This window comes from Mitsuaria sp. PDC51 (assembly GCF_900113225.1).
GTDB lineage: Bacteria > Pseudomonadota > Gammaproteobacteria > Burkholderiales > Burkholderiaceae_C > Roseateles.
The window spans coordinates 1,162,920-1,183,424 of the sequence record NZ_FOZE01000002.1 but is presented as its reverse complement, the minus strand read 5'-3'; the positions used below and the strand labels follow the sequence as shown (position 1 = coordinate 1,183,424).

The 20,505-nt window shown below is 62.0% G+C and carries 20 protein-coding genes; 15 read left to right on the top strand and 5 right to left on the bottom strand.

The features are described from left to right. Nucleotides 1–193 precede the first annotated feature (193 nt). Together BM393_RS16600 and flgB are read left to right on the top strand one after the other, a co-directional pair. On the top strand, nucleotides 194–538 hold the full coding sequence (locus BM393_RS16600; RefSeq protein WP_141225363.1) for a CzcE family metal-binding protein: 345 nt from the start codon (nucleotides 194–196) through the stop codon (nucleotides 536–538). A 46-nt stretch (nucleotides 539–584) separates the two neighbouring features. Beyond that, nucleotides 585–1,055, top strand: coding sequence for a flagellar basal body rod protein FlgB (gene flgB, locus BM393_RS16595; RefSeq protein ID WP_141225362.1), 471 nt, complete (start codon nucleotides 585–587; stop codon nucleotides 1,053–1,055). 45 nt (nucleotides 1,056–1,100) lie between these two features. On the opposite strand, the gene BM393_RS16590 is transcribed toward flgB, so the two are convergent. Next, the gene (locus BM393_RS16590) at nucleotides 1,101–1,295 is read right to left on the bottom strand and encodes a hypothetical protein (RefSeq protein ID WP_091728615.1); all 195 of its coding nucleotides are present in this window, start codon (nucleotides 1,293–1,295) and stop codon (nucleotides 1,101–1,103) included. Nucleotides 1,296–1,401: 106 nt separating this feature from the next. Beyond that, nucleotides 1,402–2,445 (bottom strand): porin, encoded by a 1,044-nt coding sequence (locus BM393_RS16585; protein WP_088384647.1) that lies wholly within the window; start codon nucleotides 2,443–2,445, stop codon nucleotides 1,402–1,404. A 468-nt stretch (nucleotides 2,446–2,913) separates the two neighbouring features. Here BM393_RS16585 and BM393_RS16580 point away from each other — a divergent pair, with 468 nt between their 5' ends. From BM393_RS16580 to BM393_RS16555, 6 genes are all read left to right on the top strand, one after another. Next, complete coding sequence (locus BM393_RS16580) at nucleotides 2,914–4,398, top strand: tetratricopeptide repeat protein (RefSeq protein ID WP_217648457.1); 1,485 nt, start codon at nucleotides 2,914–2,916, stop codon at nucleotides 4,396–4,398. Between the two features lies 1 nt (nucleotide 4,399). Next, on the top strand, nucleotides 4,400–5,434 hold the full coding sequence (locus tag BM393_RS16575) for a glycosyltransferase family 2 protein (protein ID WP_238139449.1): 1,035 nt from the start codon (nucleotides 4,400–4,402) through the stop codon (nucleotides 5,432–5,434). After that, nucleotides 5,428–6,951, top strand: coding sequence for a glycosyltransferase family 39 protein (locus BM393_RS16570; protein WP_175538373.1), 1,524 nt, complete (start codon nucleotides 5,428–5,430; stop codon nucleotides 6,949–6,951). The genes BM393_RS16575 and BM393_RS16570 overlap by 7 nt, the downstream gene beginning before the upstream one ends. Before the next feature lie 149 nt (nucleotides 6,952–7,100). Then, nucleotides 7,101–7,961, top strand: coding sequence for a flagellar motor stator protein MotA (motA, locus tag BM393_RS16565; protein WP_091728605.1), 861 nt, complete (start codon nucleotides 7,101–7,103; stop codon nucleotides 7,959–7,961). Beyond that, nucleotides 7,958–8,332 (top strand): diacylglycerol kinase, encoded by a 375-nt coding sequence (locus tag BM393_RS16560; protein ID WP_091728602.1) that lies wholly within the window; start codon nucleotides 7,958–7,960, stop codon nucleotides 8,330–8,332. Before motA ends, BM393_RS16560 begins: the two co-directional genes overlap by 4 nt. A gap of 67 nt (nucleotides 8,333–8,399) precedes the next feature. Then, the gene (locus tag BM393_RS16555) at nucleotides 8,400–8,849 is read left to right on the top strand and encodes a hypothetical protein (protein ID WP_217648456.1); all 450 of its coding nucleotides are present in this window, start codon (nucleotides 8,400–8,402) and stop codon (nucleotides 8,847–8,849) included. 157 nt (nucleotides 8,850–9,006) lie between these two features. Here the strand turns inward: BM393_RS16555 and BM393_RS16550 are convergent, their stop codons facing one another. After that, nucleotides 9,007–12,099 carry a metallophosphoesterase gene (locus tag BM393_RS16550; protein ID WP_091728596.1) on the bottom strand — a complete coding sequence of 1,031 codons (3,093 nt, stop codon included), beginning with the start codon at nucleotides 12,097–12,099 and terminating at the stop codon, nucleotides 9,007–9,009. Between the two features lie 571 nt (nucleotides 12,100–12,670). Between BM393_RS16550 and BM393_RS16545 the strand changes: the two genes are divergently transcribed. The 5 genes from BM393_RS16545 to BM393_RS25310 are packed head-to-tail and all read left to right on the top strand — an operon-like array spanning nucleotide 12,671 to nucleotide 17,278. Beyond that, complete coding sequence (locus BM393_RS16545; protein WP_091728593.1) at nucleotides 12,671–13,807, top strand: AAA family ATPase; 1,137 nt, start codon at nucleotides 12,671–12,673, stop codon at nucleotides 13,805–13,807. 29 nt (nucleotides 13,808–13,836) lie between these two features. Further along, the gene (locus tag BM393_RS16540; RefSeq protein WP_091728590.1) at nucleotides 13,837–16,059 is read left to right on the top strand and encodes a S8 family peptidase; all 2,223 of its coding nucleotides are present in this window, start codon (nucleotides 13,837–13,839) and stop codon (nucleotides 16,057–16,059) included. Then, a complete protein-coding gene (locus BM393_RS16535; RefSeq protein ID WP_091728586.1) occupies nucleotides 16,052–16,375 on the top strand; it encodes a DUF3223 domain-containing protein in 324 nt (107 codons plus the stop codon). The genes BM393_RS16540 and BM393_RS16535 overlap by 8 nt, the downstream gene beginning before the upstream one ends. A gap of 2 nt (nucleotides 16,376–16,377) precedes the next feature. After that, on the top strand, nucleotides 16,378–16,914 hold the full coding sequence (locus tag BM393_RS16530) for a hypothetical protein (RefSeq protein ID WP_091728581.1): 537 nt from the start codon (nucleotides 16,378–16,380) through the stop codon (nucleotides 16,912–16,914). A gap of 58 nt (nucleotides 16,915–16,972) precedes the next feature. After that, nucleotides 16,973–17,278 (top strand): hypothetical protein, encoded by a 306-nt coding sequence (locus BM393_RS25310; protein WP_217648455.1) that lies wholly within the window; start codon nucleotides 16,973–16,975, stop codon nucleotides 17,276–17,278. Between the two features lie 221 nt (nucleotides 17,279–17,499). On the opposite strand, the gene BM393_RS16525 is transcribed toward BM393_RS25310, so the two are convergent. Then, entirely contained in the window at nucleotides 17,500–18,084 is a 585-nt protein-coding gene (locus tag BM393_RS16525; RefSeq protein WP_091728578.1) for a hypothetical protein, read from the bottom strand. Nucleotides 18,085–18,162: 78 nt separating this feature from the next. On the opposite strand from BM393_RS16525, the gene BM393_RS16520 reads away from it, so the two are divergent. Beyond that, nucleotides 18,163–18,426 (top strand): helix-turn-helix transcriptional regulator, encoded by a 264-nt coding sequence (locus tag BM393_RS16520; protein WP_091728574.1) that lies wholly within the window; start codon nucleotides 18,163–18,165, stop codon nucleotides 18,424–18,426. 480 nt (nucleotides 18,427–18,906) lie between these two features. On the opposite strand, the gene BM393_RS16515 is transcribed toward BM393_RS16520, so the two are convergent. Continuing rightward, nucleotides 18,907–19,842, bottom strand: coding sequence for a YozE family protein (locus BM393_RS16515; RefSeq protein ID WP_091728571.1), 936 nt, complete (start codon nucleotides 19,840–19,842; stop codon nucleotides 18,907–18,909). Between the two features lie 312 nt (nucleotides 19,843–20,154). Between BM393_RS16515 and BM393_RS16510 the strand changes: the two genes are divergently transcribed. Further along, entirely contained in the window at nucleotides 20,155–20,403 is a 249-nt protein-coding gene (locus BM393_RS16510) for a hypothetical protein (protein WP_091728567.1), read from the top strand. Nucleotides 20,404–20,505 lie beyond the last annotated feature (102 nt).

The following is a 20,505-nucleotide window of genomic DNA, read 5'->3' as shown; positions in this document are numbered from 1 at the left end:
GATGTCCGCCTTGCTCATCTCGCAGCGTCTGGTCCCAAGGACGGAGAACGGCGGCGCACCGCGGGCGCGAGCTAACAAACTTGTCATCACTACGACAGGTCCGTTGAAAGCGACAGATTTCTAAAGTGCTGTTCATGGTGGATGCGGTAGGTGCTCTTGTTGAGCACGGCTCCACCGGAACAAGGAGATCTGTATGAACCGAACCGTTGCCATGATCGCTGTCGCTGCCAGCCTGTTCGCCGGCCTGAACGCGCCGGTCGCAGCACAGACGACCGAGCGTCTGATGAACGGAAATTCCATCTACGGCGTGCCGTTCGCAGGTCAGAAGACCGATTTCGTCGTCGACCTCGATTCGCGCAAGGCCATCAACATCGAATGCGGCCAGACCGTGCAGTTCCGCCAAGGCGGAAAGACCTTCGCCTGGAAGTTCGACGTCGTCGGGCACCGCGCGGTAGACCTGTCCAAGATCGCTCCGGCGGGATTCTCGAGCAAGCCGTTCAAGGTCTACGTCGACAAGAACGAAGGCGAACGAGCCTGAAACCCACGAAGCCGCACCAGCGGCTTCGCCTTTTTTGGGGGATGCCATGGATGGGATCAAAGACACGAGGTTCGGCGCCGCCACGGCGAAGCTGGCGCAGGATTCAGATGAGTGGCGGGCGCAGGCGCTGGTATTTCGCGGTAAGCGCCAAGCCATGCTGGCGAGCAATATCGCCAACGCTGACACGCCCAACTACAAGGCGCGCGACATCTCGTTTGCAGACGTCCTGAAGGCCTCAAGCCAGGCCGAGGAACTGACCGACCAGGATGGCAAGGACATGGGCGTGGCTCGGGAAGTGCCGCTCATACCCTCGAGCACGCTGGCGTTCGCAGGCTACAGACAGCCGTTGCAAGACAGCATCGATGGCAACACCGTCGAGGTCGAGCGCGAGCAGGCTGAGTTCGCTCGCAACACGATTCTGTACACCCTGGCGATGGCATCGCTGGATGATGAGGCCACGGAGTTCAAACAGGCAGCTGCGCTGCCAAATGCTGCGTCGCCCACGAGGCGTGGCTGATCACTGATCAGTTCGCGACAGCCCTGTAGGTTCGTCGCGGCCGGTTCAATCGCCTCGAGTCATCGCGGCGAGGGCGTCGAGCGCCGCATCTTCGGCAAGCTCCGGGCGGTCGTATTCCCCCTCGATCGGCACGCGAATAGGCGGCCCTAGTTCGGGCGGCGGGGTGAGCACCAGCACGGCCACGAAACGCCCGGACTCGTTGCAGTCGACCTCGAGGTTCGAAACCCAGCCCTCGTCCATCAGCCCTCCGCTCGGTGTTTGCTTCCGAAAGTCAAATGGTAGGCCCAAAGAAAAGGGGATGCGCGATGCGCATCCCCTTCGCCTTTACCTTGCAGAAAGCCTAGCCTTAGAAGCTGTGGCGCACCCCCACTTCCGCGCCGGAGGAGTTCTGGCCGCCCAGCATGCCCGCCGGCGTCGTGTACAGCACGGAGCTGCGAGCGGCGCCCTTGTTGGTCACGCGAGCCACGGTGCCGTAGAGCGCCGTGCGCTTCGAGAAGTCGTAGACGTAGCCCAGCGCCAGGCGGGTGCTGTCGTCGCCATCGGCGAAGCCGGAACCAACCGCGCCGCCGGAGCGGTTGGCGTTGGTGTAGCCCACGCGGATCTGACCGACGGTCACGGGGATGGTCGCGCCCACCGAGATTTCGGTCGACTTGCGTTCGCCCCACTTCTTCACGTCAACCAGGGTGTGCAACACGCCCCACGGCGACTTGTAGTTGAACAGCAGGTTGTAGTTCTTGAACTTGGACAGGTTGGCGCCGACATCCGTCGTGCCGTAGGCACCGCCGACCAGGAAGCTCTTGTCTTCGTAGCCGATCCGGCCGCCGTAGTACTTGTTGCCCACGGTGCCTTCGCCTGCGGCGACATGGAACTGACCGTAGACGCCACCCAAGTTCTTCGGCAGGAAGTAGCTCACGCCGTTGTCCGTACGCTGGATCGTGGTTGCACCACTGCCCAGGTTCGCGCCGCTGCCATAAACAAAGATGCCGCGAGATCCAACACCCACGATGCCAAATTCATCGTTGAGCGTGTTGTTGTAGGTCGGGGTGGTGTCCCGGCCTAGGCGAACCTCACCGAAATCACCCATCAGGCTGATCGTCGAGCGGCGGTTCCAGTACTTGCTGGCGTTGGAGGTGCCGGTGTCCAGATCGATGCCCGACTCCAGGTGGAAGCCAGCCGACAGTCCGCCGCCCAGTTCTTCAACGCCACGAACGCCCAGCCGGCTGGTTGTGTTCCCACCGGACGTCACGCCCTTGACCGTACCCGCGTTGCCGTTCTTCACCTGGCGCACGGCAACGTCAGCGACGCCGAACAGCGTGACGGACGAGGTTTGCGCGAAGGCCGAGCCGGCAAGCGCGCTGCATGCCAATGCCAAGAGGACTGGCTTATTCATGAACTTCTCCTATTCGATGGTCGATGCATAGAGACGCGATTCGCCTCAAGCACGACGCAGGCTAGGGAGAAGAGCAAGGGAAATCCACGAGTTCTACCGATTGAGCGGGGGCGTACTCGCGCACGGTGGTCCAAACGGTCGTGAGACGTGTCGCTCAGGACACAGCCGAAGCAGCAGGAAATTTCTGATGCGAGGTCACATGTTCGACACGTCCCAGACTGACCAACGCCATCGACGTTGAAGCTGACGAACCGGTAATCAGGCCGTCAGTTGTTGGTCAATGCCTGGTCTCTAGTCTCTCGTCTGCTCGCGATGTACCGGCGACGCGAGTGTCCCGAAGATGCTCAGCAAAGGCGCCAGTACGAAGAAAGGCGCTCGATGAGAAGACAAGACATTCAACTGATTTCCAGGGCAAGGCGAGGAGACGCTGCGGCCTGCTTCGAGGCCGGGCGCTTGTACCTCGAAGGGATGAAGGGATTCCCGCGGCACGTGCCGCTCGGACTCGAGTACTTGAGTCAGGTCGAGACCCTCAGGGAGGACGAAGCTCAGCGGCTGATCGTTGAGGCGCTCGACCTGCATGAGATCGCCGTACACGGACGTGTCTCCACGCTTGAGCGGGCTGCTCGCTTTGGCAGCGGAGAAGCGCAGCTCCGGGTCGCGATCTGGAATCTGCTCACGCAGGTGGATCAAAGCGAGGCGGTAGGCTGGCTTCGGCTTGCCGAGAGGTCTGGTCAAGACGGCGCAAAGGAGGCGCTGACGCTACCCGCCTCCGCGGTTGACTCAGACGACGCCGCGGTGCTGCGCGTGAAGGCCCTGCTGGGCGTGCCAAAGATTGGGTGGCCGGAACTGATCGCGCTGGTGATGGAGCGGGCCCTCATGAGGAAAGAGCCGCGCCTTCTGCTGCGAGCCCTCGCAGTGAGCCTGGTCCTCGGGCAGTTGTCCAACTCCACCCTTGCCGATCAGGTGTACGCCGCGATCAGCTTCGCCAAGTCGATCCCCGATGTGCGAATCACGGTCGATACCAAGGCCATTGAGGTATTGCTGGATGACTGCGTGGATCGAGGGAACTGCGCTGCGGCGTTGCTGCTGGGCCAGGCGCTGAGCGGCAACAACGTCGGATCGATTGGCTGGGACATGCTGGTGCAGGCGCCGAACAGACGCAAGGCTTCTGCACTGCTCATGCGGGCAGCCGATGCAGGTTACGGCGAAGCGTGGACCCGCCTCTATGAGCTGCATGCCAACAACCATAGCTCCGTGGCAAATCCTCCGATGGCGCGATTCTTCTTGGAGAAGGCTGCTGCGAGCGGGGACGTTTCCGCGCAGCGCCGGCTGGGCGCGACCATCCTGCGCGCCGCAGCATCGCTACGCGATGCGGAACAGGGGATGCACTGGTTGTACCTGGCCTCGCAGTCTCAAGACTTCCAAGCCCAGGCGCTGATCCGCACTTTCATCCTCCCTGTTCAAGGGTGCGAGGCGGACGCGGCGCGCGGCATCTTCGAAGTGGCCAAGACCAACGGCGCCTTGGCCGCGCGGTTGAGGGTGGCAAGGGACTTTGGGCTGACCAAGCTGGAGGCCATGACGGTGGACATCGTCGAAGGACTTCGGCCTTGGGGCTTGGTGGTGGGGAAGAACCCGTTTATCCAGCATGCACGACTGTCTTCGCCGCGGGCTATCCCTGCGCTCTCCTCATCGACCCTGCAGACCCTGAAGCGCAGCGCCGGCTACCTGGCTGATGGCGGAGTTCAGGGCTCAGGACCCCGTGATGTGGAGCTACGGCATCGCGCGGCCCGGTTGAAGCAAGCGTTGGACAACCACGGGCTGTCCGAGTCTCTCTACTTCGCGAAGGCGAGCTCTGACGCGCTGGATGCCATGCGCGGTGGACCTCGATGGGCGCGCCAAGTGAAGTTGCAGCTGGATGCTGCCATGGGACACGAGGAAGAGGAGCTTGGCTGAGATGTTCAACGCTGCCTGGTCGCCGGCGCCCCTCCAACTTGTTCCTGCTGCGCCGATGCGTCAGATGGCTGGTGCAATTTCTGTGGTTGTGCCTGTCTTCAATGAAGCGGCCAGCCTGAGGACGTTCCACGAGCGACTGAGCTCCGCGCTGCTGTCTCTGGATCGCCGCGTGGAGATCTTGTACATCGACGACGGCAGTACCGACGGGACGCGTGACGCATTGAATGCGCTTCGTGCGCTAGACCCCCGCGTGGGTGTCGCCTCCTTCAGCCGAAATTTCGGCAAGGAGGCGGCGATGACCGCCGGGCTTCACCTGGCCCGCGGCGAAGCGGTGATCCTGATCGATGCCGACCTCCAAGATCCGCCTGCGTTGATCCCCGAGATGATTCGCACTTGGGAGGAAGGCGCCGACGTCGTCACCATGAGACGGAGATCGCGCGCAGGAGAAAGCTGGCTCAAGACGTTTTCGGCGTACGCCTTCTACCGCGTCTTCAACATGCTGTCGGACACCGCCATGCCGCCCGACGTGGGGGACTTTCGTCTGCTCAGCCGACGCGTCGTGGACGCCATCAATCGGCTCCCGGAGCGAAACCGCTTCATGAAGGGCTTGTTCGCATGGGTCGGATTCAAGGTCGTCACGATCGACTATGACCGGGACGCGCGAAACCAAGGCCACACCAAATGGGGGTTTCGAAAGCTCTGGCGCTTCGCGGTGGAGGGGATCGTCGGATTCTCGACGGTACCGTTGAAGATGGCCACCTACGTGGGCCTGACCTGCGCGGTAGCGTCCTTCGTCTACGCGGTGTACTTCCTTGCGAAGACGGCGCTGTTCGGCGAGCCGATACATGGGTTTCCGACTCTGATCATCAGCATCCTGATCCTCGGCGGCCTTCAGCTGATGGCCATCGGAATCCTCGGTGAATACGTGAGCCGCCTTTTCATCGAGTCCAAAGCCAGGCCGCTGTACCTGATCGAGGAGTTCCGTCCTGCGGTCTCATCCCCACCCCTGTGGGTCGCAGGAGCCAGGCCGTGGTGAGCCCCGCCTTGGATGTACTCGAAGCTGCCCACACCCCTCCCAGAGCGATATCGACCACGTTCTGGGTGGTCGTCTTGTTGGTGCTCTGCATCGGCCTTCGCCTGCTGACGCTGGGAAGCTACCCGCTCTCGGACAACACCGAGGCCCGGTACGCGGAGATAGCGCGAATCATGATGTCGGGCGGCGACTGGATCAATCTTCATCTGCCAGGGGATGTCGTCTTCTGGGGCAAGCCGCCGTTGTCGACCTGGTTCTCCGCACTCGGTCAACTGGCGCTCGGTGCCAACGAGTGGGGTGCTCGCCTGCCCATGCTGGTGCTCGCCATGATGGTCACGCTGATCGTCTGGAGATGGTTGCGCGACTCCAGTTCCCGCGAGGCCATTCTTGGCGTCGCCGTGTTGTGGGGAAGCGCGGTGTTCTTTGTCAGTGCCGGCGCGGTGATGACCGACATGGCTCTGACGGTCGCTGTAACGCTCAGCATCGGCGGCTTCTGGTGGGCCATTTCCGGGACCACCTTGACCAGGGTGCGTCTCGGCGCCTTGGGTTTCTTTGTTGGGCTTGCCTTGGGGCTGCTGGCGAAGGGTCCGGTGGCGCTTGTTTTGTCCTTGTTCCCAGTTGGGGTGCATGCCCTGAGTTGTCGCGGCGCCTTCAGAGACGTGAGGTCGCTGCCCTGGATGAAGGGTGGGCTCCTGGTCTTGGGCATTGCGGGACCTTGGTACGCGCTGGCGGAGCTTCGCAGTCCCGGATTCCTGGAATACTTCCTCGTCGGTGAGCACTGGAGCCGGTTCACGCAGCCGGGATGGACCGGCGACCTCTATGGCACCGCTCACGAGCAGGCCAGGGGAATCGTCTGGGCATACCTGGCGGTGGGATTCTTGCCGTGGAGCCTGCTCCTTCCCTGGCTGCTGATCGGCAGGCGCCGGGCCGCGAGGCGGGTCGCCGCCGACACGCGATCGGAGAGATCCCCGGACACGGCGCTACTCCTCGCATGGGCGCTGACCCCAGCGCTGCTGTTCTCGGCCTCGAGGAACATCCTCTGGACGTACGTGCTTCCGGCCGCGCCTGCGTTGGCGATCCTTGCCGGCCGCTGGCTTGCGCGAGATCCGAGGCAGCGCGTCGTTCACGGGCTTGTCGCGACCGGACTCGTCATCCTGACCGGCGCGGCCGCCGCGCTACTCTCAAGCCAAGGGTCGATGGGCGCCATCCGATCGGCATCCGGCGTGCTGCTTCCGCTGCTGTCTGGCGGCCACAAAGCTTCGGAAGTGACGTTCCTCAATGCACTTCCGTACTCCGCCAGTTTCTACACGGGCGGCAAGGCGCACGACGTGGTCAAGGACGAAGAGCTTGACCTTTGGCTTCGCCGGGATCCGAAGCTCGGTCCGCTTCACGAGCACGAGTTCCTGGTGACCACCGGGAAGTCCTGGCGCTCCCTGTCCGAGGGCCGCCGCTCGCAGCTGCATGTGCTCTTCGATGCCGATGGCTATGTCCTGCTGGTCCGCGCAGGGCCGGCCGGATGAATCGCGGGACGCTGCTCAACGCGGCGCGCGCACGCGAAGCCGGCGTGACACCTCATCGACTCGCCGCGCCTTTTGGTCGCGGCCTCTGCGCCGCGGCCGTCAAGGCGAAAACGTCGACGCGCGGCACAACAATTTTTGGAGATTGATCAATGTTCATAGCCATCGGGTGGGCGCTCGCCTTGGCTTGCATCTTCGGCGTGTTCATCGCGCACGGGGGCAATATCGGTGTCGTGCTCAAAGCCTTGCCTTTCGAGATGACCACCATCTTCGGTGCGGCGATCGGCGCCATGTTGGCGACCAATCCTCCCAAGGTCATGAAGGCGACGGTGAAGGGTCTCGCGGCCTGCTTCAAGGGAAGCAAGTACACCAAGGCGCGCTACATGGAGCTGCTGGCGCTCATGTACGACATCCTGCAGAAGGCCCGCAAGGAAGGCCTGATGTCCATTGAGAAGGACGTCGAGGATCCGCACAGCTCGCCGCTGTTCCAGAAATATCCGGCGGTGGGCAACGATCACCACGTCACCGAGTTCATCACCGACTACCTGCGGATGATGGTCTCGGGCAACCTGAACGCGCACGAGATCGAGTCCCTGATGGACGCTGAGATCGACACGCATCATCACGAGGCCTTTCTCGCCGTGATCGCGGTGCAGCGCCTGGCGGGCGGGCTGCCGGCCTTCGGCATCGTCGCCGCTGTGCTGGGCGTGGTGAACACCATGGGCTCGGTCGGTCAGCCGCCGGCGGTGCTGGGCGGGATGATCGGCTCGGCGCTGGTCGGTACTTTCCTCGGGATCTTGCTGGCCTACGCTTTCGCTGAGCCGCTGGCCGGCGCGCTCGAATCCAAGGTGGACGAGGCCGGCAAGGAACTTCAGTGCATCAAGACCACGCTCCTGGCTTCCATGCAGGGTTACGCGCCGCAAGTGGCCATCGAGTTCGGGCGCAAGGTGCTCTATTCGACCGAGCGTCCGTCGTTCGCGGAACTCGAAGGTCACGTGAAGGGCAAGCGGTGAATCCCCACAAGGATCGGACGGGCCTCGATCGGCTCGTACATGCGTTTGGGTACTCGCTGCAGGGCCTTCGAGCTGCGTTTGCTGGCGAGTCCGCCTTCAGACAGGAGGTGGCGGCCGCGATCGTGCTGATGCCACTTGCGATCTGGCTGGGGGGCAACGGCGTTGAGCGGGCGCTGCTGATGTCGTCGATCTGGTTGGTGCTCATCGTGGAGCTGCTGAACTCGGCGCTTGAAGCCGCGATCGACCGGATCTCCTTCGACCTCCATGAGCTCTCCAAGCGGGCCAAGGACTTCGGCAGCGCCGCAGTCTTGCTCTCCCTGGTGCTGGCCGCCTCGGTCTGGGCCGCGGTGCTTGGGAGCCGCTGGCTATGAACAGGGACCTTCGTGATGCGATTCCCCAGCCATGGGCTGTCCTGCAAGTCCAGGTGCACTTGACGAAGTGCTGGTCGCCGCATCCGAGCGCCTCGCCAAACTCCGGAGGGTTCTGATGTCGCGTTGGCATTTCGATCTCTGCTTCACCCCGGAGCCGGGCGTCGCAAAGGTAGCCCTCACCGAGCAGGCCGACGTGTTGGAGATGCTCGTCGAAGGACTGGGCAGCAACATGTCCTTCGCCGGCTGGCGCATCTATGGGACCGATCTGGGTCACCGTGTCGAGGTTCGACTCTGGGGCAATGGCGAGCTGGAGGTGATCGCCAGACTTGACGCAAGAGTCAAGGATTCAGATCGCTTCGTGCGCGACCTCTGTATTTGCGCTCAGGCCCTGCACTGTCGCCTGTTCAGCGTGGACCTGAGCGAGGACCTCGAGCCGGATCCCGATGTTGTCAAGGAAGCCCTGCGTCGATCGTCTGCGTGGCGCGTTGCCGCGGCAATGGGGCCGGTCGTGCATTGAGGTGTGGATCCCGCGCGGCCTGGGATATGAAAGCGCGGCTTGACCACGGAGAGCCGGTTGGACCTCCCACGTCGCCAGCGGTGGCGTTCTGGAGCCCGCCCAACCCTCGAGGAGCGAAGCCGCCCGCGACTTCGTCCTCGATCTTGAGCCAGCCAATCTAGGTCTTGGTCAGTCTCTTGGCTTTGCGCGTCTTGTAGTCAATGACGTGTTGGGTAGAGATCTGGATCTCCAACTCTTGGAAGACCTGTTGCTTCTCCGCCTCGGAGGTCTTGTACATGTGAATCCGAGTGAACACGATGTAGCGCAGGACGCTTTGTGCAAACGCCTGCTTAGATACGCGGCTGTTGAGGGCCTGCAGCTCGTCGAAGGGAATGCGGCCCGGCGTCTCCAAGGAACTGCTCATAGCTACCAACTGGTTGGCGATGGTGTCGTTGATGTCGACATACCGCTTGATAGCTGGCGCCATGCTCTTGGAACCCACGGCCGAACCAATGCGGCGAATGAACCAGAACGAGAAGCGTCCGATCACCTGAAAGATCCGGACCTTGACGGCGCGTTCCCGGTCGATCGTGTTTGTCGAGCTGAGTTCTTGAATCGCCGCGCCGAGTTCCGCAATGATGTGGTCGGGCACCTCGGAGAAGGCCTCCACGAACACGCGCAGTCCACGCAGGCCTCCCTTGAAGAGTGAGTCGATGAGCTTTTGCTTCGCGTCCGTGTCGATCGTCCCGAAGTTGGCCTTCATTGCCATGCCCAACAGCTCGATGCCCTTGATCAAGCCGTTGACTTCGGCCAGGAGCTGTAGCGCCTGGCGTTGCTCATCGGATGCGATCCCCGACTCGAGTCCGCCGTTGGCGGCGTCATCAAAGGTCTGCTCGATATCGTGGTCCTCAACCTGCGCCTTCTCCCGTCCAACCTGGGTGTGCGCTTCGTTGAAGACAAGTACTGGCGCCTTGTCGACCATCTTGTCCAGTGCCTCAGTGTCCTGCTGGAACTGAAGCGGGGCCGTTTCTGCGAACCGAGAGTCAACCGCCTCCCGCAGCGCATCGAAAACGAACTGATCGTTGCTGTGGTGGGCCAGGAACAGCATGGCGTTGCCGTTCTCGCGCACATGCAGGTTCTGGCAGCAGCGCTTGATGAAGCCCAGCGTCTCTTCATTCTGCAAATTCTTGGCGAGGTAGCGGCCAAGGAAGAAGAAGTAGCTGTATGGGTAGCGGAACCCGACCTCGTCACCCAGCTCAATGAATAGATCGGCGTCGAGCAACATGCGCTTGCGATCTTCAAACTTGAGCTCCAGATCGAACTTGGTCTCAAAGGCGGCATGGAAACTGCGAAGCTCCTTGTCGGACACCTTCTCTTTCTTGACGGAGTGAAGGAACCACGCGAACTGCGAGCAGTAGTTCAAGATCTCGTGCACACGCTCCTGTCGAACGCGCGACTCCAGCGCCTGCAGGATCATGTACTCGTAGTAGTGACCCAGCGCACTGTTCTCGAGTTCGCCAGCTCGCCCGACTTCGATGCTCTGCAGCAGTATCAGGACGTAGATCGGGAACGAAGGGACCAGGCCACGCCCTACCACCCTGGAGATGATCTTGTCCGCGTGTTGGGCCTCTTGTTCTGATCGCTTCGCCCGATCGTCCAGACCGAACCACTTGGACACCAACTGGAAGCGCAGCTTGAACCCGAACTCGAGCAGATGCATCTGCACAAAGCTACGCAGCGAGCTGAAGTCCGCGGTTAACAACGCTTCCTTCAGGTCGAAGGCGGGGTCGACCGTCGCGATGGTCTTCAGGAACTGCCTGTCGAAGAATTTGAGCACGTCGGACATATAGCGGTCCGGGAACTCGCAACGATCCAAGTTGTCGAGCAAGAGGATGCGCTGCTCGGGCTTGGCTTGAAGCACTTTGCTCGCAGAGTCGGGAGCGTATTGATCGTTGATGGAGCGTTCGAGCAGGCGTTTGAGATCTCGGTCGGATGAGCTCTTCATCGACCGGCCGTTGATATAGACCGGGTAGAGCTCGCGCTCCAACGCATCGGCGTACAGGCGTTTCAGCAGCGCGGTTTTGCCGCTGCTTTGTTCGCCCTTGACGAGCGTCGACGCCGTGGGTGATGCAAGCTCCTTGGAGAGTTCCTTGCTCGAAACGATAAGCGGGTTCTCTTCGCTGTCGTCTTGCTGCTCCAGCTCGGGGTACACGTACAGGTCAGCCAGGTCGACGTGCTCGCGCCCTTGATGGGAGACGTTGGACCCTAGGTCACTGATGAAGCCCTGCCACTCGGGGTTCAGGTTCACCACGTTGGCCTTGTTCGGCAGTGACAAGGTCAACGGTTGGCGCGTAGCGAGATACGCTGTGCCGTTCCACGCGAATTCGGTGGTCTCAATGTTGTTCGCCTCGAAGTCGATCAGCGAAGCGTTGAAGCCAGACACGTTCGAGTTGTGCCGATCCTGAAGGACGGCGCCCTCCACATATGCCGTCAGGCCCGTTTCGCTGTCCCGATTGGCACCTGCGTTGCTCTCGTGCTCGTGCCCTGTAAAGCAGATCTCTGCACACTCTCGAGTGAAGCGACGGAACTCGCGATACTGATGCGAGGAGATCCAGTGTGCTGGATGGTGCATCAGCAGGATCCGAAGTGCTCCGGTGGGATCCGCACACTGCTGATGAAGCTTGGTCGGGAACCCCAGGCTCCCGGGTGCGGTGCGAAGCTCGCAGCTCCAGGCATTGTTGACACAATGCACATGGAGCGACTTCCCGCCGACGTCGATCTCGAAGGTTCGCCAGATCGGGGAGTGCTTGATCGCGCTCCCAGTCTCGACCTTCTTGGCGAAGTCTTCGTAAGCGTCGAACACACTCACACATTCTTCGACGTCTGTCAGCTCGATATTCGATGCATGCCCGGACTTGAGCGTGTTCAGAACGTGCGTGCGAATCCGCGCTCGTGGTGATTCGAAATCCGCGTCATGGTTGCCAGGTACGGTGATGACTTCTGGCGGCCGACCATGGCGACTTTCGATGTCGGCGGCGATGCTGTGGATGAAACTCGTCGCCAGGTCGTACTCAGTCGACTTTCCAGACTGGGCGATATCGCCCGTCACGATCAGTACCACGCGCGTGGCCAGCGGCAACAGAGGTTGCACCGCAGCCGCTATCTCGGCAGTGCGCTTGAGCACCGCATCGGTAGGCTCAAAGAAGTGGATGTCCGAGATCTGAATCAAAAGCACACGGGCCGCCGTGCCGGGGGCGGAATCGCCAGACATAGGTCTCCTCCAGACTTGTTTTCTTCATAGTTGCCGACCCGACGAGCGAGCCTTGCCCGTCTTCTGGTCGACCACAGCGCAGATACGCTGAGACCATGAAACTCGCAAGTCGATGTGGCTGCCTGACGCTGCGCAACGACCACGGGCGCGGCCTCAAACGTTCTCCCCTAAGGAGAAACGTATTCGGTCGGCCAATCCCGACATCTGTTTGGCCGCGGCACCTACATGAGGGGGGGAGGGTGCGGAGGCAGGCTGGGCAACACCCGCTGGGTTGGTCTTCCGCACGGAACTCGTGAGGCAGCCAGCGGACGCATCGGCAGTCTCTCAACGTTCATCTCATATCAAGTCGTAGGGCCGCGCGTGGGGTGCCGCTAGCTCTTCGCTTGCGAGGCAAGCACAGAGCGCTGTTGGCTGAGCTCGTCGTGAGCAGGCAGCGCGCGGTCAGCAACGCCTCGCCGGACACGTCATGCGCTCACGTGACATCACGGCAGGTGACAGAACCATCAAACCCTGAGAGAATAACCAGTAGTCCATTAATCTAAGTAGAAAAACCACTGTGAATCAACAAGTTATGAAATCAGTGGACGAAATCGGTGCGATGCTAGACCAGCTAGTCCACGTCACGAAACTTGCGCTCACCGAGCGTGAGGACGATCTGCGTCTGTACGTCGCACGCATGATCAGAAAGCTGCGTTCCTCGCATCCAGACGCCGCCAGCCAGCTCGAAACTGTTCTCAAGACTAGACCTGCTGCGCCAGCGGCGACACCTTTTCGACGTGGCTCCGCGGCTGCGCCAGACGCATCGACAGGCGTGCCGGTGGACGAGGAGTCGCGGCTCTCACTGTTCAAGGTGTTCGCGCCTGAACAGACCGACATCGCACCCATCCACGGTGAAGAGATTCGCTCCAGTCTGGAGCAGCTTGTCAATGAGCGACGACTGAGCGCGCAACTGGCGCAGAAGGGGCTGCAACCTACCCGTTCCGCGGTCTTTGTCGGCCCGCCCGGCGTGGGCAAGACGATTACTGCGAGATGGCTAGCTCAGCAACTCAACGTGCCTCTGTTGATCCTGGATCTCACTGCGGTGATGAGCAGCTTGCTTGGCCGTAGCGGGACGAATCTGCGATCTGCGCTCGACTACGCCAAGCGCATCCCTTGCGTCTTGCTGCTGGATGAGATCGATGCGATCGCCAAGCGCCGAAGCGACGACGCCGATGTGGGAGAACTCAAACGGTTGGTGACCGTCATCTTGCAGGAGATTGACGAGTGGCCAAGCACCGGGCTGCTGTTGGCTGCGACAAACCATCCAGAACTGATCGACCCGGCCATGTGGCGTCGGTTTGAGTTGGTCGTGGAGTTTCCTGCCCCGTCACCCAAGGATGTGGAGCAAGCGGTTCAACGCTTCCTTGGCGCTGACGCGACTTACCTTAAGAAGTGGGTGACCACCCTGGCCCTGATGTACCGCGGCGATTCATACAGCGACATCGAGCGCGACTTGAATCGTCTTCGCCGCGCTTTGGCTCTGGGGACAGGGAAAGTTGAGGACGTCGTGCGCCACCTCGTTGCCAGCAAGGCCGGCACGATGGAGCACGCCGATCGAATTCTGTTGGCTGTCGACTTGGTCAAGGTCGGCAAGTTCTCGCAGCATGCTGCCTCAGACCTGACCGGTGTGAGCCGCGACACGATACGGAGTAGGACCGCAAATCCTTAAAGACGGGTAACACCAGGGAGGGTGAGTAGATGCCGAATTTTCTGATCGGACACGGAGAAGCGCTGACTCAGACCATCACGGGTCCATCGCGCAACATCGACAAGGCTGAGGTGTATTCGCTCGACCGGGCGCGCGAGCGGTTGAGCGAGAAGCTCGGCGCCCTGGCCGAGTCGGTGGCGGCGCTTCCTGCGCAGGCCTGCCCCGAAGACATCACGGTCGCCAGGTTCACGCTCAACCCTTCCTACATCGCGCGTTCCTACTTCCCCAAGCACATGTTCAGCGTGCTGGGCATGGTGTCGGTGGGGAGCCGTGCCGTCCGCCTGGTGCCCGAGGCCTGGAAGCGCAAGGTGGAGCCTCACGAAACCTCGACCACGGAGATCTTCGTCGCTGCCAAGCGCAACACGCTCACCCAATTGAACCAGTGGGCGCAGACGCTGCAGGCTGGAACGGAAGAGGCGTTGGACTTTGCGCACCTGGAAACCGTCGCGCCATTCCGATCGGCCGAGCGGTTGCGGGGGGTGATGGGGAATGCACGATCGGACAAGGTGAGGACCTACGAGGTAGGTCTGCACCTGATCCCGAACGACTCCACCCAGCTCATCGAACGATGCTTCGAGGCCTTCGCCTCTGAGCTCGGTGTCGAGATCGAGGATGACCTGACCTTCAACGCGAGCAACCTCTGGTTCGTGCCCGTGCGCGGCACGCAGGCCCAGATTCAGCAGCTCGCAGAGTTCTCTTTCGTCCGTGTGATCCGTCCGATGCCCGTGTTGCGCAGCATCCGGCGAGAGGCTCGGGCGGGATCCGCTCGTCTGCACTGCGAGCTTCCCAACGACGAGCCGCTGTCCGCCGAGCCCCGTGTCGCCATCCTCGACGGTGGGCTGCCGGACTCCCACCCCATCGGTCGATGGGTTCGCAACTACCGCCTGATGGATGAAAAGGCCAAGAGCACCTCCGATGGCATGGAGCATGGGCTCAACGTCAGCTCGTCGTTCCTGTTTGGCCCACTGCAGCCTTCCGGGATCGGACCCGCACCGTACTCGTACATCGATCACCTGCGGGTCGTCGACGATGTGAAACAGGATCCGCTGGAGCTGTATCGCTCGCTGAAGTTCGTGGAAGAAGTCCTGCTCTCCGGCGCCTATGAATTCATCAACCTGAGCTTGGGACCGGCGTTGCCCGTCGAGGATGACGAGGTGCACGCTTGGACGTCCGTGATCGACGACCTTCTGAGCGACGGGAAGACCTTCATGACCGTTGCGGTGGGCAACACCGGTGAAGACGAGGACGCGGCTGAGGCACGGATCCAGGTTCCGTCGGACTGCGTCAACGCTGTTGCTGTCGGTGCGGCGGATAGTCCTTCCGCAGGCTGGGCTCGCGCTCCTTACAGTGCAATCGGGCCGGGTCGCAGCCCCGGCGTGATCAAGCCGGATCTGCTCGCCTTCGGCGGCGGCGCGGAGCGATATTTCCACGTCCTCACGCGCGGATCGCGGCCAACCTTGGTGCCTGAGTTCGGCACCAGCTTCGCGGCGCCCTACCTGCTGCGCAACGCCGTCGGAGTGCGCGCCGTGCTGGGCAACGCGCTGTCGACGCTCGCTATCAAGGCGCTGCTGGTTCACGCCGCCGATCCGAGCGAGCACGACGTGGGCGAGGTCGGCTGGGGCAAAATTCCTGAAGACCTCATGGACATCATTTCCTGCCCGGATGGGGTTGCACGCGTCGTCTATCAAGGTGAGCTCAAGCCGGGCAAATACCTGCGCGCCGCGCTGCCGATCCCGGCGGGTGGTCTGAAGGGGCGCATCGAGCTGTCGGCGACCTTCTGCTACGCATCCCCGACGGATCCCCAGGACTCGGCCTCGTACACGCGTGCCGGTCTGGAGGTCGTTTTCCGGCCGAATCTGACGAACGTCAAGGAAGGCAAGCAGACGGCGGAAACCCACTCGTTCTTCGCCCGCGCGAAATACGCGACCGAGCATGAACTGCGCGCCGACCAAGGCAAGTGGGAAACCGTGATGCACAACAAGGTCGGCAAGTTGGGCAGCAGCCTCGACCAGCCGGTGTTCGACATCCATTACAACGCGCGGACGGCGGGCGGCACCGCAAAGCAGCCGCCGAAGATTCCCTACGCCCTCGTGCTGACGGTCAAGGCGCCGAAACATCCGGATCTCTACAACGACATCCTTCGCTCGTATGCCAGCCATCTCGTGCCCATCCGACCGAAGCTCGTGGTGCCGGTGAGGACGCGCAATGGCTAAGAAACCCTTCAGCCTGGCCAACGGAAGAAGTTGGTCGACGCGCCAGGAGGCCATCGCGCACTTCACGGAGATGCTGGGACGCTACAAGGTAGACGAGACGGTCCCACAAGGCACCGACCACGACGACCTGTTGGCCTTGCTCCAGCACTACGACCGGGATGTGCCGCAAGGTCAGGAGACGAAGATCGGCATCGGCGTGGAGCGCTTTGCCAAGGGGCAATGCCGCGGCGAGGGATTCACGCGGCCATGCTTCTTCGTGCACCGTGCCGATGGGAGTTCTGACGACTTCAGCTTCATCAAAGCCGTCAGGTCCTGATCATGATCGACGTCCAGACTCGCATCGATTTGAGGCGGGAGTCATTGGCCGAGCTCAAGGCAGAGTACGCCGAACTGTGGGACTCTTGGAAGGTCGTTGAATCCAAGGCCCAGCCGATCGCCGCCCTGGCTGGGGTCTTTCTTGCCGGTGCGTTCGCGTATGTGGGGCAGCTCAAAGGAGCGAGCACGGCGGAGCATGTGATCTTGCTCACGATCGTGGCGCTCCTGATCGCCGGCATCGTCTTCGCCTTGAGCGCCATCTGGATCACCGATGTTTCGTCCCCGTATCTGAGTTCAGAAGGCATCGACGAGATCGATGACCTGCTGGGTGCGAGTGCGGACTCGGCCGAGCTCCAGCTGCGGCGGGAGCGGATGATCCAAGCCGCGATCAAGCGCTGGACGGGTGCGTGCAACGAGACAAGGTCGACTCTCGTCAACAAGCGCCAGCTGCTCAACCACTGCCTGCTGACGCTGTGCAGCGCAGCGGGCTTTTGCGTGCCGCTGGTGCTTCTGATGATCTACGGCCGAACCGGCAACTGAAGAGAATTTCGGGGAGGACAAGATGCGCTGCTCAAACAAAACCTGCGCGCTGGACGCCATGGACGGTGCCAACTACTGCGAGCTCCACCTGAAGCTCAAAGGCGCGCCACGGCCAGGGGTCGATACCGCGCGCTCAGCCGCGGGTGGACGGATTCAAGAAGGCGCCGAGAAGGGCGGTACCTCCTCGGGAGCTGGCGCCCGCAGGCCGGCGTTCCGGCGGCCAACCGAAAACCCCACGCTGCTGGGTAAGGCGACGTCGATCAAGGTCGAGAGCGTTGCTGCCAAGCGGATCTCCGGCAAGGGAGAAGCTCACAGTTCGGCGAAACCGACGCGCTCGCCGACGAAGGATCGCAGCAAAGGTTGAAGGCGCGACACGCAACTTTTCAGTGTCCAGGCAGTCTGGAGGTTGGCCGGCGTTTCACCGGACATGATCGCTCCGTGCCGCTGAACTCAGGCAACGTGGCCCGAGACAGCTGATCATCGAGTCGCCTTCCCAGGCTGGCTGGTCGATCACGCAATCACCACTGCGGAAGCTCGAGAGCCGCGCTGACTCAACGGCGCGTGCCGCGGCAGCACACGAAAGGTTCAATCGCCAGCCTGCTGGAGGGCCGCCACCCCGAGCGCGTTGATCTGTGCTGCCAACTCGCCGAGGCGCGCCTGTGGGCCAATTCGGAAGCCAACAAAGTACCAGGCCACGCTACCGAGGATGAACCCACCGATGGCGCTCCAGAAGGCGGCGAAGATCCTGTTGTCCAGCCGCGTGGCGGGAGAGGCGAAAGCAAGCAGGGCCAGGACGAGGCAAGGAGCGAATGCCCAGATCAAGAAACTCTTCCCCTCGGCCACATCCAGTCGCCAACTGCGAAGTGACTGCCCCAGCACCATGATGTCGCAGGCCACCTCACCGGTCGTGTGATTCATCGCGCCAAACATCACGCCATCAACCTGCGCGGACGGAGCGCCGTACACGAGAGAGACGCGGTGGCCGGGTCGAACGGCGATGCCAAGGCCGGCGGAGCGCATGAAGCTCTCTTTGCCCTCGCTATCGAGCAACCAGAATCCGCCCTTTTTGCGTGGCGCGCCGGTAGAGCCGGAGGGGTCGAGCACGGTGCCCGACATGGTGGCAATGCGGATGCTCTGGCCATTGGCGAGCGCAGCTTCTTTGAAGTTCATGATCGCTTGACTGAATGCGTGGCGATTGTGACTTAAAAGCGGGTGACGTATAGGCGATGGGTGTGAAGACTTCCACACGTGTCCACACCTCGTCACCAGCCCAAGGAGATTGCCGTCAGCGCGCGTGAGCAGCTGGCGCTCAACCTCATCCGGTTGCGAGCACAAAAGGGGTGGTCACAAGAAGCGCTCGCACTGGAATGTGGGCTTCATCGCACCTTCGTCGCTCATGTGGAGCGACTGCGCAGGAATGCGTCGCTGGACAACATTGAGCGCATGGCGCAGGCCCTTGGGGTACCGATACGCGACCTCTTTGCGCCGGTGTTCCACGAGCAGCGGCAATGACGTAATCGCGTGATCGCGCGCTCAACGCGGCGACACGGGTGAGTGGCCTAGTTCAACGCCCGATCCACCTGCTGAGCCTGCCTGCCACGGCCGCACCGACGCAGGTGATCGTGGGCCCAGGCGCAAAGCAGAGTCCCAGAGCGAACACGGCAAAACCCACGGCCAGGGCTACATAACAGAAGCGCTCGCGTACGCGAGGCGACAGAAGCTTGAGCACCGCCACGACAAGCGACTCTCGCTCAGCGACATTTGAACGGGAGGGGCGGGACGTGTCCCCGCTGGCTTGCGTTTTCATATGACTCCGTGCTTCTCGGCGTTTGCGATACGTAAGACGTACCTCCCTCGCTCGAGGGCTGCCACTCAGAAATGCTACGGAGACGAATCTGCCATCCTTGGCACGAGTCCCCCGTCATGTGGGTCCCGTCCCTTGATTGAAGTTCGAGCTGGCGGCGGCATGCCGCCAGCCTTGGGTCTGGAAGGTCAGCGCGAGAACTCGCTGCCCTCGATGCCGTCGTAGAACCAGGGGCCCACCCTGAGGGTCAAAGACCGATGCTTGCGCATCAGCGTTGCGGCCAGCTTCGGCGAGGCGTGACGGGAGAAGTCGAACTCGTACCCGTAAGCCCCGTCACCGCTGTGGCCGGTCAGTTCAATCGGTTCGACGTCGACCAGTTCCTGCGCCTCTTCACGGGAAATCTTGAGCTCGGCGGCCAGTGCATCCGCGCGTGTCCACGCCAGGCGATCCCCACCCTTGAACTCGCGCCAGGCTTGTCGCAGTGCCTTCTTCACATGCGAGCCGTAGATGTCGAGGTGTTCTTCGAGCTCGCGACGGGTCGCCAAGCCGATGGGGAAGGCAGCGTCGCGAAGGATGTCGCTGGCTAAGTCACCGACCGGATCGTTGCGACGGCGCTGATGGTCCAGCCAACGATGGAACGGCGACCTCGCAGCCTCCCGCGCGTCGCGCGCGGCCGTCGCCAGGGCGGACAGGATATTGGGAGCCGCTTGAGGCCGAAAGTTGAGCCCGCGCTCGTCCCTGGTCAGCGCGTTCCAGCTTGCCAAGTCTCGAAGGAACCGCTCCCCGTCCTTCCCATCAGCGTGGTGGCTGACGGGTAGCAGGTGATCGTGCGGCCAGAAGACGTCGCAGCGCGCGCAGTAGCACTGCGATGGATCGGTTTCACGAATGTCCCCGTGCAGGTAGTACCGGATGCTGCGAGGTGACTCAGGCTGTGGAGTTCGAGCGCGAGAGGCAAGTACCTCCGCGCTGTTGCTGTGCTTGGCCAGTAATGACCAGTTAGCAAAGCCGTTTTTGACCGCGACGCGATCCAGCGCTTCGCTGTGGGGGATGGAGGCCTCGCGGCCGAGCTTCTTGGCTTCCTGGCGGAAGCGCACGAGTTGGGCGGGAGGGAAGGACATAGTCATGGCTTGACTCCGCGGTCGCGGCAGCTCAGATGCGCCCACACACCGAGCCGGCGGCGACCAGTGGATGGTCAAAGCCTGTCTCGTCATCTTGAAGATCACGCTGTCGATACGACTTCGCCTCGTGGGCGGGCTGGCCGGCGTGCGGGCCATGGACTGAGGATATCAGACTTTGCCTGCCACCCTGCTTGGCTGCCCGGCCGCGTGGGTCAGTAAAAACACTAGATGTAGGGTCTTGAACTCAAATTCTCCACTACCTATAGTGGTTGAACTGGATTTAATCCCAGCCTTCAGCCCGTTTCGTTAGGAGCCTTCATGAGCAAGAACACCAAGCAGACCTCCCCTCGGGTGGCCTCTCTCGCTGGCAAGACACTGCAGAGCGATTCCGCCAGTGCGCTGCAGCGTTCACTGGCGGGTTCCGCACTGCGCCAAGCCGGCTCAGCGGCGCAGACCGGAGCAAAAACGGAAGCGAAAGCTGGCGGTGCGCTCGACAATGCGCGGTCATCCACTACGACAAAGACGCTCGCTGCCACCGTCGTGGCGCAGTCGAACCGCAAGCGCTGATCGCGTGCGTCCTTAGCGACCGAAAACGAGGTTCGGCCACTGAGAAATCAACTTTCCAAATGGAAACTTGAGTTTCTCGACTGAAGCTGTAGCTTGTGCAGC

Bases quoted from the DNA above. Each gene is read 5' to 3' on its own strand.
- BM393_RS16575 (WP_238139449.1), top strand. From the start codon at position 4,400: ATGTTCAACGCTGCCTGGTCGCCGGCGCCCCTCCAACTTGTTCCTGCT.
- motA (WP_091728605.1), top strand. From the start codon at position 7,101: ATGTTCATAGCCATCGGGTGGGCGCTCGCCTTGGCTTGCATCTTCGGC.
- flgB (WP_141225362.1), top strand. From the start codon at position 585: ATGGATGGGATCAAAGACACGAGGTTCGGCGCCGCCACGGCGAAGCTG.
- BM393_RS16600 (WP_141225363.1), top strand. From the start codon at position 194: ATGAACCGAACCGTTGCCATGATCGCTGTCGCTGCCAGCCTGTTCGCC.
- BM393_RS16550 (WP_091728596.1), bottom strand. From the start codon at position 12,099: ATGTCTGGCGATTCCGCCCCCGGCACGGCGGCCCGTGTGCTTTTGATT.
- BM393_RS16580 (WP_217648457.1), top strand. From the start codon at position 2,914: ATGAAGGGATTCCCGCGGCACGTGCCGCTCGGACTCGAGTACTTGAGT.
- BM393_RS16585 (WP_088384647.1), bottom strand. From the start codon at position 2,445: ATGAATAAGCCAGTCCTCTTGGCATTGGCATGCAGCGCGCTTGCCGGC.
- BM393_RS16545 (WP_091728593.1), top strand. From the start codon at position 12,671: ATGAAATCAGTGGACGAAATCGGTGCGATGCTAGACCAGCTAGTCCAC.
- BM393_RS16530 (WP_091728581.1), top strand. From the start codon at position 16,378: ATGATCGACGTCCAGACTCGCATCGATTTGAGGCGGGAGTCATTGGCC.
- BM393_RS16525 (WP_091728578.1), bottom strand. From the start codon at position 18,084: ATGAACTTCAAAGAAGCTGCGCTCGCCAATGGCCAGAGCATCCGCATT.
- BM393_RS25310 (WP_217648455.1), top strand. From the start codon at position 16,973: ATGGACGGTGCCAACTACTGCGAGCTCCACCTGAAGCTCAAAGGCGCG.
- BM393_RS16540 (WP_091728590.1), top strand. From the start codon at position 13,837: ATGCCGAATTTTCTGATCGGACACGGAGAAGCGCTGACTCAGACCATC.
- BM393_RS16590 (WP_091728615.1), bottom strand. From the start codon at position 1,295: ATGGACGAGGGCTGGGTTTCGAACCTCGAGGTCGACTGCAACGAGTCC.
- BM393_RS16510 (WP_091728567.1), top strand. From the start codon at position 20,155: ATGAGCAAGAACACCAAGCAGACCTCCCCTCGGGTGGCCTCTCTCGCT.
- BM393_RS16515 (WP_091728571.1), bottom strand. From the start codon at position 19,842: ATGACTATGTCCTTCCCTCCCGCCCAACTCGTGCGCTTCCGCCAGGAA.
- BM393_RS16535 (WP_091728586.1), top strand. From the start codon at position 16,052: ATGGCTAAGAAACCCTTCAGCCTGGCCAACGGAAGAAGTTGGTCGACG.